General features: G+C 77.3%; 12 protein-coding genes and 2 rRNA genes. 3 read left to right on the plus strand and 11 right to left on the minus strand.

The window, feature by feature from the left end:
* From BLT39_RS21635 to steA, 3 genes are read right to left on the minus strand one after another with little or no spacing between them, the layout of a single operon-like run.
* Positions 1–831, minus strand: a complete 831-nt coding sequence (locus BLT39_RS21635; RefSeq protein ID WP_242658611.1) for a hypothetical protein — start codon at positions 829–831, stop codon at positions 1–3.
* The gene (locus tag BLT39_RS21640) at positions 831–1,808 is read right to left on the minus strand and encodes a copper transporter (protein WP_091069365.1); all 978 of its coding nucleotides are present in this window, start codon (positions 1,806–1,808) and stop codon (positions 831–833) included. Before BLT39_RS21640 ends, BLT39_RS21635 begins: the two co-directional genes overlap by 1 nt.
* Positions 1,805–2,989 (minus strand): putative cytokinetic ring protein SteA, encoded by a 1,185-nt coding sequence (gene steA / locus BLT39_RS21645; RefSeq protein WP_091069369.1) that lies wholly within the window; start codon positions 2,987–2,989, stop codon positions 1,805–1,807. Before steA ends, BLT39_RS21640 begins: the two co-directional genes overlap by 4 nt.
* 314 nt (positions 2,990–3,303) lie before the next feature.
* On the opposite strand from steA, the gene BLT39_RS21650 reads away from it, so the two are divergent.
* Positions 3,304–4,092 (plus strand): TetR/AcrR family transcriptional regulator, encoded by a 789-nt coding sequence (locus BLT39_RS21650; RefSeq protein WP_242658612.1) that lies wholly within the window; start codon positions 3,304–3,306, stop codon positions 4,090–4,092.
* 21 nt (positions 4,093–4,113) lie between these two features.
* Here BLT39_RS21650 and recN read toward each other — a convergent pair whose 3' ends face one another.
* Genes recN through BLT39_RS21665 form a run of 3 tightly spaced genes read right to left on the minus strand, consistent with a single transcriptional unit; the run spans position 4,114 to position 7,731 of the window.
* The gene (recN, locus tag BLT39_RS21655) at positions 4,114–5,913 is read right to left on the minus strand and encodes a DNA repair protein RecN (RefSeq protein ID WP_091069431.1); all 1,800 of its coding nucleotides are present in this window, start codon (positions 5,911–5,913) and stop codon (positions 4,114–4,116) included.
* Positions 5,900–6,937, minus strand: coding sequence for an NAD kinase (locus BLT39_RS21660; RefSeq protein WP_091069378.1), 1,038 nt, complete (start codon positions 6,935–6,937; stop codon positions 5,900–5,902). Before BLT39_RS21660 ends, recN begins: the two co-directional genes overlap by 14 nt.
* Entirely contained in the window at positions 6,934–7,731 is a 798-nt protein-coding gene (locus tag BLT39_RS21665; RefSeq protein WP_091069382.1) for a TlyA family RNA methyltransferase, read from the minus strand. Before BLT39_RS21665 ends, BLT39_RS21660 begins: the two co-directional genes overlap by 4 nt.
* Positions 7,732–8,142: 411 nt before the next feature.
* Between BLT39_RS21665 and BLT39_RS21670 the strand changes: the two genes are divergently transcribed.
* The gene (locus tag BLT39_RS21670) at positions 8,143–8,481 is read left to right on the plus strand and encodes an SCP2 sterol-binding domain-containing protein (RefSeq protein ID WP_091069385.1); all 339 of its coding nucleotides are present in this window, start codon (positions 8,143–8,145) and stop codon (positions 8,479–8,481) included.
* 79 nt (positions 8,482–8,560) lie between these two features.
* Here the strand turns inward: BLT39_RS21670 and BLT39_RS21675 are convergent, their stop codons facing one another.
* Positions 8,561–9,652 carry an HAD-IIA family hydrolase gene (locus BLT39_RS21675; protein ID WP_242658613.1) on the minus strand — a complete coding sequence of 364 codons (1,092 nt, stop codon included), beginning with the start codon at positions 9,650–9,652 and terminating at the stop codon, positions 8,561–8,563.
* Positions 9,653–9,712: 60 nt separating this feature from the next.
* On the opposite strand from BLT39_RS21675, the gene BLT39_RS21680 reads away from it, so the two are divergent.
* On the plus strand, positions 9,713–10,978 hold the full coding sequence (locus BLT39_RS21680; protein ID WP_091069389.1) for a DUF1015 family protein: 1,266 nt from the start codon (positions 9,713–9,715) through the stop codon (positions 10,976–10,978).
* A 5-nt stretch (positions 10,979–10,983) separates the two neighbouring features.
* Here BLT39_RS21680 and BLT39_RS21685 read toward each other — a convergent pair whose 3' ends face one another.
* From BLT39_RS21685 to BLT39_RS21705, 4 genes are all read right to left on the minus strand, one after another.
* Positions 10,984–11,364: a single-stranded DNA-binding protein gene (locus tag BLT39_RS21685; RefSeq protein ID WP_091069391.1), complete on the minus strand. Its 381-nt coding sequence runs from the start codon at positions 11,362–11,364 to the stop codon at positions 10,984–10,986.
* A gap of 84 nt (positions 11,365–11,448) precedes the next feature.
* Complete coding sequence (locus tag BLT39_RS22625; protein ID WP_091069394.1) at positions 11,449–12,699, minus strand: tetratricopeptide repeat protein; 1,251 nt, start codon at positions 12,697–12,699, stop codon at positions 11,449–11,451.
* A gap of 1,081 nt (positions 12,700–13,780) precedes the next feature.
* A 5S ribosomal RNA gene (gene rrf / locus BLT39_RS21700) occupies positions 13,781–13,897 on the minus strand.
* Positions 13,898–14,025: 128 nt separating this feature from the next.
* Positions 14,026–14,109: ribosomal RNA gene (locus BLT39_RS21705) — 23S ribosomal RNA — on the minus strand; the annotation flags it as partial.

Consider the following 14,109-nt stretch of genomic DNA (forward strand, 5'->3'; position numbering starts at 1 on the left):
TCAGGCCGGGCGCCGGCCGAGCCGGTCCAGCTCGCGCAGGCCGGGCGTGGCCTCGATGACGCGGGTGAAGCTGACCTTCTCGCTGGCCAGGGTGAGGGCGGTGACGACCCCGAGGACGGCGACTCGGGCGCCGCGGGAGCGCCCGGCGGCCAGCCGCAGCCCGAGGACCGCCCCGAGGGCGTTGGCGCCGGCGTCGCCGAGCATGACCCGCTCGCCGAGGTCGTCGGGCAGCACGGCCAGCGCCGACCCGAGCGGGCCGGCCACGAGGGCCCCGGTCGGCCCGGCGAGGGTGGTGCCGGCCAGCAGGGCGCCGGCCTTGGCGGCCCGGCCCGGCCGCAGGTCCAGCAGGTTGACCAGGTTGGCGGTGCCGGCCACCAGGCCGGTGGTCAGCACGGCGTCGGCCACCGCGCCCGCCCCGGTGCCGCGGCGGGTGAGCAGGGCGGCGCCGGCCGCGGCCGCGCCGATGCCGGCGACCTTGACCGCCCCGGCCGACACCCGGCCGGCGCGCAAGGCCGCGAGGTGGCCGGCCAGGCCCTTGTCCCGGGCCTGGTCCGGCCGCGCACCGGCCAGGTCGTCGTAGCCACCCACGACCCCGCTGACCGCGCCGACCAGCAGCGCGGCCGGACCGAAGCCGGCCGGCGCGCCCGCCGCGGCGGTGAGGGTCGCCGACGTCGCGAGCGCGGCCCCGCCCAGCAGGGTGACCGGGCGGCCGGCGTAGTTGGTGCGTCGCCAGCGGACGGCGCCGGGGCGCCCCGCCGCCGCCCGCGCGGCGGCGAGCCCGGCGGTGGTCAGCGCGGCGCCGGCCGCGGCCAGCGCGAGCCGGCCGGCCATCAGCCGCCCGCCCCCGGCAGGGAGGGCACCGGCGGCACCGGCTGGGCGTCCTCGCCCGTGCCGTACTTGCCCGAGGTGCCCTCGCCCTCGGCCGACAGCGCCAGCACGGTGCTGATCCGGCCCTCGGGGGCGTTGGCGTTGTCGACGGTGGACACCGCGGCCGAGGCCGTCGGGTCGGCCCGGATGGTGCCGACCAGCCCGCCGTCGGCGGCGGCACCGGCGTCGCCGGAGACCACGGTGCCCGAGCCCTGCTGGTCCAGCGCGGTCACCAGCTCGACCAGGGTGGCGTTGCGCTGGGCCGCGTCGTCGCCGGACAGCGACCCCGAGGTCAGGAAGACGGCGTGGTCGGCGGCGGTGACGCTGGCGCTCTCCTGGGTCAGCACGCCCAGCGCGGACAGCCCGGCCAGCACCTGCGCGGTCGCGGTGGTGGCCGGCACCACGGGGGCGCCGCCGTCGGTGCCCGGGGCGACCATGAGGACCTGGGCCAGCAGGCTGCCCACCAGCGCGCCGGTGTCGCCGGCGTCCTCGGGCAGCGTGACGCCGGGCGGCAGGGCCCCGGGCCCGGTGACGTAGGTCTGCAGGCTGCTCTCGCTGGCCGGGTCGCTGTAGGCCGGGGTCAGCCGCACCGTGCCGGTGACGGTGGCACCGGCGTCGCCCAGCAGGGCGGTGATCTCGTCGACGGCCGGTGCGCTGACGTCCTCGTTGCCGATGACCAGCACCACCGAGCGGCCCACCAGGGTGTCCGCGACCAGGGCGGGGCCGACCTCCTCGGCGAAGCCGCCGGTGGCGTCGAGCTGGGCCTGCAGGCCCTGGTTGGTGTCCTCGAGCCCGCGCTTGTCCTCCTGCAGGCCGCTGACCTGGGTCTGCAGGTTGTCCAGCAGGCCGCCGTTGAGCGCGGTGGTGCCGATGACCACGCCGAGGGCGATGGCCAGGAAGACCGCGATCAGGGAGACGAGGTGGTAGCGGAAGTCGATCACGAGAAGAGGTTCTCCAACCAGAACACGAGGCTGTCCCACTGGTCGACCAGCAGGTCGACGTAGATGCGGCCCGCGGTCGAGACGGCCAGGGCGGCGCCGATGGAGACGAGGGCGGCCAGCACCAGCAGGACGAGGGCGATGGTCGAGATGCGGCTGCGGTAGAGGCGGCTGACGCCCTTGGCGTCGACCAGCTTGCCGCCCAGCCGGAGGCGGGTGAGGAACGTCGAGGCCATGCCGCCGCGGCCCTTGTCGAGGAACTCGACCAGGGTGGCGTGCGTGCCGACGGCGACGATGAGGGTGGCGCCCTTCTCGTCGGCCAGCAGCATCGCGATGTCCTCGCTGGTGGCCGCGGCCGGGAAGGTGATGGCGTCGACGCCGAGGTCGAGCACGCGCTGCAGGCCGGGGGCCCGGCCGTCGGCGTAGGCGTGCACCACCACCTCGGCCCCGCAGCGCAGGACGTCGTCGGACACCGAGTCCATGTCGCCGATGATCATGTCCGGCTGGTAGCCGGCCTCGATCAGCGCGTCGGCGCCGCCGTCGACGCCGATGAGCACGGGGTGGTAGTCGCGGACGTAGGACCGCAGCGCCGCGAGGTCCTCCTTGTAGTCGTAGCCCCGGACCACGACGAGCACGTGCCGGCCCTCGAGGTCGGTGCGGACGTCGGGCACGCCGACGCCGTCGAGCAGGAGCGCCCGCTCCTTCTTCATGTACTCCATCGTGTTGGCCGCGAACGCCTCGAGCTGGGTGCTCAGCCCGGCGCGCGCCTCGGCCATGGAGGCGGCGATGGTCTCCTCGGTCTGCTCGGTGCCCGAGGCGACCTCCGCGTCGCCGACGTAGAGGGTGCTGCCCTCCAGCCGCGCGGTGGCGCCCTCCTTCACGGCGGCGAAGACCTCGCGGCCGACGCCGTCGACCAGCGGGATGCCGGCCGCGGCGAGGATGCCCGGGCCGAGGTTCGGGTAGCGCCCCGAGGTGCTCGCCGCGGCGTTGACCACGGCGGCGACCTTGCAGGCGACGAGGGAGTCGGCGCTGACGCGGTCGAGGTCGACGTGGTCGATGACGGCGATGTCGCCGGGCCGCAGCCGCTTGGTCAGGTTCTTGGTGCGGCGGTCCAGCCGCACGGTCCCGCTGACCCCGAGAGCTGTCTCGGTGGCACGCGAGCGCCGCAGGGAACCGATACGCATGGTCGCGATCGTCGCACGTGGCCCCGACCGGCCCCCTGCCCGACGCGCTCCCGGGCGACGGTGAGAGGCAGTCGTCCGCTCACGGAGAGTGGCCGACACCGCGGTCGGCCGACACGCCGGGCCCGGGCCGGGCACCCCGTCGGGGGCCTCCAGGAGACCCCTCTAGCGTGGCTCGGGTGACTGGTGGGGCCCGCTCGGGGCGAGCTGCAGCGACTGTCCCGACGACCCCTCCCGACCCCGGCCGCGCCGTGCACGAGGTCGTCCGCGACGGTGCGCCGGCTGCAGCCACGGCAACGGGACGACCCGAGGACGTCGTGGCCGCGCAGGCCCGCGTCGAGGCCGCCGACGAGGTGGGCCGCGCGCTGGCCGACCGCCCCGCCGCGCCCGCCGCCGTCCCGGCACCCGAGCCCGCTCCCGCGGTCGCCGAGGACCGGGCCCCGCGGCGCCGCCGGCGCGGGGTGAACCTGCGCGAGCTGCGCCGGCAGCAGACCCGGGAGGCCATCGTCGACGCGGCCGCCGCGCTGTTCGCCGAGCGCGGTTTCGACCACGTCAGCGTGCTGGAGATCGCCCAGCGCGCCGGCGTGGTGGAGAAGACGGTGTTCAACCACTTCCCGGTCAAGGAGGGCCTGGTCTTCGAGGCCGACCCGCCGATGCAGGCCGCGCTGCTGGACGCGGTGCGCCGCCGTCCGGCCGGGGAGTCGGTGGCCGCGGCCGCCGGCAGCTTCATCGTCGCGGCGTGCAGCCGGCTGGGCGACCCCGCCGCGGCGCAGGCCGTGGCGGAGATGGCCCGGGTCATCCGCGGGTCCCGGACGCTGCAGGTGCGCGAACGGGAGATCCTCGGCCAGCTCACCGATGCCCTCGCCGAGCAGATCACCCTGGAGACCCGGGCGGCGCCCGGCGAGCTCGAGCCGTGGCTGGCCGCGCACGCGGTGCTGGGGCTGTACCAGTCGCTGCTGGAGCTGGCCCGCGACCGGGTGCTGGCACCTGCCCCGGACGGCGACGACCGGGCCGGCCGGCTGGCCGACGACCTGCGGGCCGCCGGCGAGCGGGGGCTGGCGCTGCTGCAGTTCGGCCTGGCCAGCTACGCCAAGCGCCCGGCCTGACCGGGAAGGTCAGAGGCCCGGTCAGCGGCCCGCGGCGGCCTTCTCCAGCAGCTCGCGGGCGTGTGCCTGACCGGTGTCGCTGTCGGCGAGCCCGGACAGCATGCGGGCCAACTCCCGCACCCGGTCCTCGCCGCGCACCGCGCGGATGTCGGTGGCGGTGACCCCGGCGGCGGTGTCGGCGGACTTGTCGACCACCAGGTGCGTGTCGGCGAAGGCCGCGACCTGGGCCAGGTGGGTGACCACCACGACCTGGTGCTCGCGGGCCAGCCGGGCCAGCCGCCGGCCGATCTCGCCCGCCGCCTGGCCGCCCACCCCCGCGTCGACCTCGTCGAAGACCATCACCGGCACGGGGTCGGCCCCGGCGAAGACCACCTCGATGGCCAGCATGACCCGGGAGAGCTCGCCGCCGGAGGCACCCTTGTGCACCGGGCGGGCCGGCGCACCGGGGTGGGCGGCCAGCAGCAGCGCGACCTCGTCGGCGCCGTCGGGACCGGGGTGCTCGAGGTCGGTGTCGACTGAGAAGGAGACCCGGGCGGCGGCCATCGCCAGCCCGGCCAGCTCCCGCCCGACGTCGGCGGCGAACCCGTCGGCGGCGGCCAGCCGCCCGGCGGTCACCTGCTCCGACAGCGACCGCAGCTCCGCCCGGGCGGCATCGCGCTCGGCGGCCAGCCGCTCCAGGGCCTCGTCGGACACGTCGAGGCGGCCCAGCCGCTCCTCGGCGTCGCGGGCCCAGGCCAGCACCCCGCCGACGCCGCTCGCGGGGTCGGCGTAGCCGCGGACCAGGGCGGTGATGGCCGCGCGGCGGTCCATCACCTCGGCCAGCCGGGCGGGGTCGGCGTCCAGGTCGGCGACGTACCCGGCCAGCTCGACACCGATGTCGGCGACCACCGCGCCGGCGTCGGCCAGCCGGTCGGCCAGCGCGCGCAGCTGGGGGTCCCCGGCCGCGGCCAGCGCCCGCTGCCCGGCCGCCAGCGCGGTGACGGCGTCCTGCGGCAGGTCGTCGGTGCCGCCCAGGTCGCCGGTGGTGTCGCCGACCAGGGCCAGCCGGGCCTCGTCGGCGGCGGCGCGCAGCGCGTCGGCGTCACCGAGCCGGGCGGCCAGCGCGTCGAGCTGGGTGTCCTCGTCGGGCTCGGGGGCGACCGCGGCGATCTCCTCCAGGCCCCGGCGCAGCACCTCGGCGGTCTGGGCCAGCTCACGGGTCTGGGTGCGGCGGCGCTCCAGGTCCTCGGCCAGCTGCCGCCACCGGGCGTGGGCCTGCCGGTGCCGCTCCACCAGCTCCAGCTGGGCGGCACCGGCGTAGCGGTCCAGGGCGCGGCGCTGCTCGGCCGGCCGGGTCAACCGGAGCTGGTCGGTCTGGCCGTGCAGGGCCAGCAGGTCCTCGGCCAGCTCGGCGACCACGCCGACCGGCACGCTGCGGCCGCCCAGGTGGGCGCGGGAGCGGCCCTCGGCGTTCACCGTGCGGGCGAGGATGAGGGTGCCGTCCTCGTCGGGCTCGGCGCCGGCGTCGGCCGCCCGGGCCCAGACCGGCGAGTCCCCGGGCAGCGCCAGCCGGCCCTCGACACCCGCGCGGCCCGTCGCCCGGACCCGCCCGGGGTCGGCCCGGCCGCCGAACAGCAGGCTCAGCCCGGTCACCACCATCGTCTTGCCGGCGCCGGTCTCCCCCGTGACGACCGTCAACCCGGGGTCGAGGTCGAGGGTCACGTCGTCGATCGCGCCCAGGCCGTGGATGTGCAGCTCGGTCAGCGCGCCGTTGCGGGGCGGGCCGGCCGGCGCAGCGGGGCGGGGCGGGACGGCCGCCGCGCGGGCCTCACGCCTGGCCATCGGCACCCCCGGTCGCCTGCCGGTCGGCGGTGTCCTCGCGCAGCAGCACGTTGCGGCCGCGCGGCAGCTCGTGGCCGGGACCGGCGTGCCCGCGGGCGCCGCGGAAACCCCGGACGGGCAGGCCGAACTTGGCGACCAGCCGGTCACCGAAGCTGCGTGGCTGCACCCGCGCGATGCGCACCGGCCGGTCCGAGCGCCGGACGTCGACCCGTCCGCCCACCGGGATCTCCACGGTCCGCCGTCCGTCGGCCGAGACCCGCGCCCGGGTGCCGTCGGCCGGGACCCCGACGGTGAGCACCGACTGCGGCGACGTGACCAGCGGCCGAGCGAACAGGGCGTGCGCGTTGGTGGGGACGACCAGGATGGCCTCGACGTCGGGCCACACGACCGGCCCGCCGGCGGAGAAGGCGTAGGCCGTCGAACCGGTGGGCGTGGCGGCCAGCACGCCGTCGCAGCCGAAGCTGGTCAGCGGGCGGCCGTCGATGGCGAGCACGACGTCCAGGACCCGCGACCGCTCAGTCTTCTCCACCGACGCCTCGTTCAGCGCCCAGGTGCCGCCGACCCGCTCCCCCGCCGCGTCGAAGACGTCGACGGCGAGGGTGAGCCGCTCCTCGACGGAGTACTCGCACTGCTCGATGGCGGTGAGGGTCTCCTCGACGGTCTCCGGCTCGGTCTCGGCGAGGAACCCGACCTTGCCGAGGTTGACCCCGGTGAGCGCGGCGTCGGTGGCGCGGGCGAGCTCGGCGGCGCGCAGGAAGGTGCCGTCGCCGCCCATCACGATGACCACCTCGGCGCCCTCGGCCGCGCCGGGCCCGAAGGGCACCACCTCGGCGCCCTCGATGCCCAGGTCGACCGCCTCGTCGTCGAGCAGGCGGACGACGAGCCCGGCGCGGGTGAGCCGCTCGGCGGAGGCGCGGGCGAGCTCGATGATGTCGGCCCGGCCGGTGTGCACGGCGAGCAGCACCCGCCGGACGCCGTCGGCCGGGGTGCAGGCGGTGCGGTCGGCTGGCTGGCTGGCGGTCACTGGGGGCCTTCCTGGACTGCTCGTTCGACGGCTGCGGGGTCCGGCGCGGGTGCGTCGGTGCGCAGGTGGAGGAAGAACTCGACGTTGCCCGCCGGACCTGGCAGCGGGCTGGCGACGACACCGGCGGTGCCCCACCCGGCGTCGGCGGCGGCCCGGGCGACGGACAGGACGGCGTCGGCCCGGTGGCCGAGGTCGCGGACCACGCCGCCGGCCCCGAGCCGCTCGCGGCCCACTTCGAACTGCGGCTTGACCATCGGCAGCAGCTCACCGGCCGGGTCGGTGCAGGCCAGCAGCGCGGGCAGGACCAGACGCAGGGAGATGAAGGACAGGTCGGCGACCACCAGGTCCACCGGCCCGCCGATGTCGTCCGGGGTCAGGGTGCGCACGTTGGTTCGCTCGTGGACGGCGACCCGATCGTCGGTGCGCAGCGACCAGGCCAGCTCGCCGTAGCCGACGTCGACGGCGACCACCTCGCGCGCCCCGCGGCTCAGGCACACCTCGGTGAACCCGCCGGTGGAGGCGCCTGCGTCGAGGACCCGGCGGCCGGCCGGGTCGACGCCGAGACCGTCGAGCGCGCCGATGAGCTTGTGGGCCCCCCGCGACACCCAGGACGGCGCCCCAGGGTCGTCCCGGACCACCACCGGCGTGCCGGCCTCGACCCCGGTGGCCGGCTTGGTCGCGGTCTGCCCCGCGACGCTCACCCGGCCCTCGGCGATCAGCGACTGCGCGTGCTCGCGCGAGCGGGCCAGCGAGCGGCGGACGAGCTCGGCGTCCAGCCGGGCACGCCGGGCCATCAGCGAGGCCCCGGGCGACGAGGTGGGTTCACAGCTGGTCGACGGTGGCCAGCAGCCGGTGCAGCCGCTCGTGCTCGGCGGTCAGGACCTCGGCGTGCTCCCCCACCGGCAGCCGCGCCAGGCGGGCGGCCAGGTCGTCCTCCACCGCGGGGGCCGCGGGCGCTGCGGGTGCCGTCGGGGACGCGTCCGGCGCGGGACGCAGCCACGCCCCCGGTCGAGGTCTCCCCGAGGTGCTCACAGGTGCCGCCTCCTCCCGCCGTCGGGCGCTCCGGGCCGGGCGCCGGTCGCCCCTGCGAGGTTACCGGCCGGCGGCGGACCGCACGGCGGCGCCGGGACCCGACCGGCCCGGGTCCGGGGGCGCGGTAGCGTGCCCGCGACCCCGCACCCGACGCGCCCAGGAGGCAGCCGACCGTGGCCACGCTCGAGCAGTGCATGACCGCCCTGAAGGGCTTCGTCGGCGACCTGGCCGCGAACCCCGCGCTGGCCGGGCTGGACCGCTCGGTGTCCTGTCGGCTGACAGACCTCGGCCAGGTCGTGCAGGGCCGGCTGGTGAACGGCAGCGCCCAGGGCATGGCGGCGGTGCCCGACGGGCCCGGCGTGCCGAAGGCCGACATCCGCATCACCACGGCCAGCGACGACCTGGTGGCGCTGACCACCGGCGAGCTGGGCTTCGGGTCGGCGTGGGCCTCGGGACGGGTCAAGCTGGAGGCCGGCCTGCGCGACATGCTCCGGCTGCGCGCCCTGCTCTGACCGCGGCCGGGGACCTGGCCGAGCACCCGGCCGGGGAACCGGCTCGGGTCCGTAACCGCTCCCGGGCCGTCCGCCGCGGTCACCGGCCCGCCAGGCCCCACCGGCCGAGGGCTTCCCGCGCCGCGTCGTCGGCGGCCCGCACGTCCGCCGGGGCGCCCCGGTCGACGGTGGCTGCCCAGTGCGCCACGCACAGCGCGCGCAGGCCGTCCAGCCCGTCGTCCTCGGGGCCGCCGTCCGCCGCGTCGTCGGTCCGGCGCAGCTCCAGACCGTCGTCGCCCGCGGTCGCCACCCAGGCTCCGCACCGCCAGGCCTCGCCCTCGGCCCGGACACCGGGGTGGGGGCGGTCCAGGCCCCCGACGTCCTCGGCGAGCAGGTCGGGCCGCGCCTCGGGACCGGCGGCGAGCAGGTCGGCCGGTGTGGTGACCCCCGACAGCACGAGCAGCGTGGGCGCGCCGACCCGGCGGCCACCCTCGATGTCGGTGTCGAGCCGGTCGCCGACGACGAGGGGGCTGCGGGCCCCGGTGCGCCGCACGCACTCGGCGTGCATGGCCGGGTCGGGTTTGCCGGTGACCAGCGGCTGCTGGCCGGTGACGGTGCTGACCACGCCGACCAGGGCGCCGTTGCCGGGGAGCACGCCGCGCGGCGAGGGGATCGTCGCGTCGGCGTTGGTGGCCACGTGGGTGGCGCCGCCGCGGACGGCCACGACGGCCTCCGCGAGCTGGGTCCAGCCGACGTCGCGGCCGTAGCCCTGCACGACCGCGACGGGGTCGTCCTCGGCGCTGTCGACCACGCGCAGGCCGGCGTCCCGCAGCGCGGCCGCCACGCCGGGTCCCCCGACGGGCAGGACGGCAGCACCGTCGCCGAACCGCTGCGCGACCACGGTGGCCGCCGCCTGGGAGCTGGTGATGACGTCGCCGGCGTCGGCGGGCATGCCCAGGTCGGTCAGGTGCGCGGCCACCTCCTGGGGTGTGCGGGCCGCGTTGTTGGTGACGAACCCCAGTCGCATGCCGGCCGCCCGGGCCCGCTCGAGGGCCTCGGCCGCGCCGGGCACCGCATCGGGGCCGACGTAGAGCACGCCGTCGAGGTCGAGCAGCGCGACGTCGTGCAGGGTGTCGGGTGCCTGGGCGGCGCCCCGGGCGAGCGGGGGCGGCGAGGGGTGCTCGGAGGTCACCGGGGAATCCGACCACAGCGGCCCGGCGGGCGCCCGTCCCGTGGCTCCTACCATCGCGGGGTGCCCCCGCCCAGCTCCGCCGACCCCGGGCTGCAGGTGCACCCCTTCCGCGCGCTGACCTACGCGGCGCGGTCCCCCGAGCAGCTGGCCCGGGTGAGCTCCCCGGCCTACGACCTGGTGACCTCGGGCGGCCGGGAGCGCCTGGCGGCCGCCGACCCGCACAACGTCGTCCGGCTGATCCTGCCCGACGTGCCGGCCGCCCCGGGGCAGCCAGCGGGTGACCGCGCGGCCCGCTCCGCCGCCCAGGCGGCCAGCACGCTGGCCGCGTGGCGGGACGAGGGGGTCCTCGTCCACGACGACGCCCCCGCCCTGTGGTGCTACCGCATGGCCGGCCCGGCCGGCTCGGTCACGACCGGCTGGCTGGGGGCGGTGCAGCTGCCCGCTCCGGGGTCGACCGCGGTGCTGCCCCACGAGGACGTCTTCGCCCCCGCGGTCGAGGGCCGCCGGCTGCTGCTCGCGGCGACCGGCACCGACCTGGAACCCATCGTGCTGGCCCACGACCCGGACGACGCCGTCACCGAGGCCACCGCCCGGGTGCTGCAACGGCCCGCGGACCTGGTCGTCGTGGACACCGACGGGGTGCGGCACGAGCTGCGCCGGGTGGCTGCGGGGCCGGACGTCGAGCAGGTGGTCGGCGGCCTGGCGCAGACCCGCGCGGTGATCGCCGACGGCCACCACCGCTTCGCCGCGGCCCGGGCCCATGCCGCCGGCGCACCGGGCCGGGTGCTCGCGCTGCTGACCCCGATGGGCCCGGGCGGGCTGCGGGTGCACGCGATCCACCGGGTGGTGCCCGGCCTGGACCTCGAGCGGGCGACCGGCCTGGCCGAGCGCGACTTCGCCGTCGAGCGCCTGGGCGGTCCGGCCGAGCAGGTCGCCGAGGCATGGGTGGGCGAGCCGGGCAGCGCCTGCTTCCTGGTCACCGACGGCCACCGGACGGCGCGGTTGTCCGAGCCCTCCGCCGCCGCCCGCGCGCGCATCCCCGGCGAGGCACCCGCGGCCTGGCGGTCGCTGGACGTGGTGCTCGCCCACCACGGGTTGCTGTCGGGGTCGTGGGGGCTGCCCGACGACCCGGCGGCGGTGCTGGTGGCGCACGACCTGGAGGAGGCGTTCCGGCTGGCGCGCGGGACGGGCGGGGTGGCCCTGCTGCTGCGGTCCTCCTCGCCCGCCGACGTCGCCGCCGTCGCGCGGGCGGGAGCGCGGATGCCGCGCAAGTCCACCCTGTTCGTGCCGAAGCCGCGCACCGGGCTGGTGTTCCGGCCGCACTGAGGCCCTCACCCGGCGTCGAGCTCGGACTCGGGCCGGCGGACCGGTACCCGGCACTTGCGCACCCGCCGGCAGTCGACCTCGTGGGCGACCGCCCGGCCGGTGGGGGTGCGCCAGAACCGGCGGCGGAGCGAGCCCTCCACCTCCAAGAGGTCACCCGGTTGCCAGCCGGAGGACCGGGTGATCAGGGCCCGGGTGAAGCTGACGCAGGTGATGGTGTCCTGGCGGGGCTCGCGGGAGCGGGGTTCACGGGAGCGGGGCGCCGGGCGGCGGACGGTCAGCCGGAACACCAGCAGGGTGTCCCCGCTGGGCAGCTCGCGCAGCTCCACGGGTGCGGCCAGCCGCCCACGCAGGGCGACGTCGTTGCGGTCGATGACGGACAGGCTCATGCCAGCAGCGTCCGACCGGCGCCCGGACGCCACCAGGCCCGCCCACGATCTGTGGACGGGCCCGGCGGATGTGGACGACGAGCGTCAGGTCGTCGGTGGTTCGTGCTCCTCGCCGCGCTCACCCGGTGCCGCGAACATCTCCGACCGGTCGGGCAGCGGACCACGCGTGGGCTGCACGGCCACATCGGTCGTCTGCGGGTCGGAGAAGCCGGGCACGGGGATCTCCCCCAGCAGCTCGGCCACCTCCTCCTCGACGTCCTGCTCGTCGGGGTCGTACTCGGCGAGGTCGGCGTCGCCGGCGAGCCCGTCCGCGAAGAGCTCGTCGTCGGCCGCCGCGACCTCGGGGGTGGCGTCGCCTCCGACCGCGTCGTCGGAGCCGTCGGCCAGCTCGGCCTCCTGCTCGTCCTCGGGCCGCTCGGCCTCGTCGCACAGCTCCACCTCGTCGGGCAACTCGACCTCGTCGGGCAACTCGACCTCGTCGTCGACGGTGTCGTCGTCCCCGAGATCGGTGTCGTCGTCCACGTCGTCGAAGCGGGCGGCGACGCCGGTCTCGTCGTCCGGGTCGGCGTCCATGATCGCCTCGAACCACTGCTGGGCGAGGGCGACGTCGCCCCGGGTCTCCAGCAGGTCCGCGTACGCGGTGGCCAGGCGCAGCTGACCGGTGTCACCGGTCCGCAGGTCGGCCGGGTCCGGCCGGCCACCCAGGGCGGCCTCGAGCACCAGTGCCGCTGCCGGCAGCTCGCCGAGGTCCTGCCGGGAGCCGGCCTCGACCAGCCGCAGCTCGACGGTCTCGTCCTCGTCGGGACCCGCGGCCAGCGCCTCGGTGACGAGCTTGAGGGCCGCGTCGGGTCGCCCCAGCGCGCGCTCGCAGTCGGCGAGGACGGCGCGGTAGGACTCGTCCCCGCTCATCCGGCGGTAGGCGCGCAGTTCGCGAGCGGCCTCCGCGTAGTCACCGGCGTGGTACGCGGCCACCCCGACGGCCTCGCGCACGACGGCGATCCGCGACGCGCGGCCCCGGGCTGCCTGGGCGTGGACGAGGGCTGCGGCGGGGTCCTCCTCGAGCAGCCCGCCGGCCGCGGCGAGGTGCTGCCCGACGACGCCGGCGTTCCGCGGCTCGAGACCCTTCAGCGCCCGCCGGACGGAACCGTCGAGCTGCTTCGGGTCGGCCCACTCCGGGATCGGCGGACCGACCGGCCGCTCGTCGGCGCCCCGTTCCGGGCGCCCACCGCGCTCCGGTCGACCACGGTCGGGACGGCCACCGCCGGACGGCGACCGGTCCTGCCACGACGGGCGGGCACCACGGTCGCGGCCGGACCCACCGGTCGGCTCGTCCACCCGAGGCCGGGCGCCTGCGCCGTAGCGCGGGGTCCACTCGCCGCTGAGCCGGGCGCGCTCCCGAGCGCCCGGTCGCTCCTCACCCGCGGGACGCTCCGGGCGACGGTCCTGCCAGGCAGGCCGTCCACCCGACCGCGGGGCAGCCGGCGCACCGGAACCGGACCGGTGGTCACCGCGCTCCCCACCGGACGGCGGGCCGTCCGTCCGCTGGCCGCCGGGCCGGCGGTCCTGCCACTGGGGCCGGTCGTCGCGTCGACCACCGGACGCCGGACGGCGGTCGCCACCCTGCGGTCCCGCACCGCGCGCACCCGGCCCGCCCGGACGACGGTCCTGCCAGCTCGGCCGGTCACCCCCACCGGGACGCCCGGCGCCACGGTCCTGCCAGCTCGGCCGGTCACCCCCACCGGGACGACCAGCGCCGCGGTCCTGCCCACCGCCTCCGGGACGCCCGGCACCGCGGTCCTGCCAGCTCGGCCGGTCACCCCCACGATCGGGACCACCCGGGCGCCGACCGGCCGGGGCGGGTCGGCCTCCGGAATGCCCGCCGGCACCGCGGCCCTGCCATCCGCCGCCATCGCCGCCACGACCCGCGCCACCAGGACGCCGGTCCTGCCAGCTCGCGCCGCCCCCACGCTCACCGCCACGCTCCTGGGCGGGACGGCCACCACCGGTCCGCCCACCGGCGGGCGGACGACGGTCCTGCCAATCCGGACGGTCACCGTCCCTGGCTCCACCGGCCGGACGCCGGTCCTGCCACGACGGCCGGTCCGCGGACCCGCCTCGACCGTCCCCGCGGGCGGGCCGGTCCTGCCGGGCGGGCCGCTCCCCGGGGTTGCCTGCGCCGCGGTCGTCACGTGACGAACCACCTCGAGGACCCTGGGGTCCCCCGCCTCGCCGGTCACCGGCCGGCCGGAACGGGCGGCCGGCGCCGCCGGGGGTGCGACCCCGACCGCCTCGGTCGGGACCGCCGGAGCCGCGTCGCGGAGAAGTCATGGTGCGTACCTCGTCGTGTTCGGGTGAATGGGGCCAGAAATGCGCCTAGGGGGCTACAGCGATTGCTGTAGCCCCCTAGGTGAATGGTGTCCGGCGGTGTCCTACTCTCCCACCCGGTCCCCCGGGCAGTACCATCGGCGCTGAGAGGCTTAGCTTCCGGGTTCGGAATGAGACCGGGCGTTTCCCTCTCGCCATGACCGCCGTAACGCTGTGAAAGTTGACCGGACCCCACCACCACGCAGCCCTGGAGGCTGGGGTGTTGGGGGGTGTTCGGTTCTTTCAGAACCGCACAGTGGACGCGAGACACGCTTGTGTTTCAGGACGTGGTTGTGGTGAGGCAAGTCCTCGGCCTATTAGTACCGGTCAGCTCCACACATTGCTGTGCTTCCACTTCCGGCCTATCAACCCGCTGGTCTG

This window comes from Klenkia brasiliensis (assembly GCF_900100695.1).
Lineage (GTDB): Bacteria > Actinomycetota > Actinomycetes > Mycobacteriales > Geodermatophilaceae > Klenkia > Klenkia brasiliensis.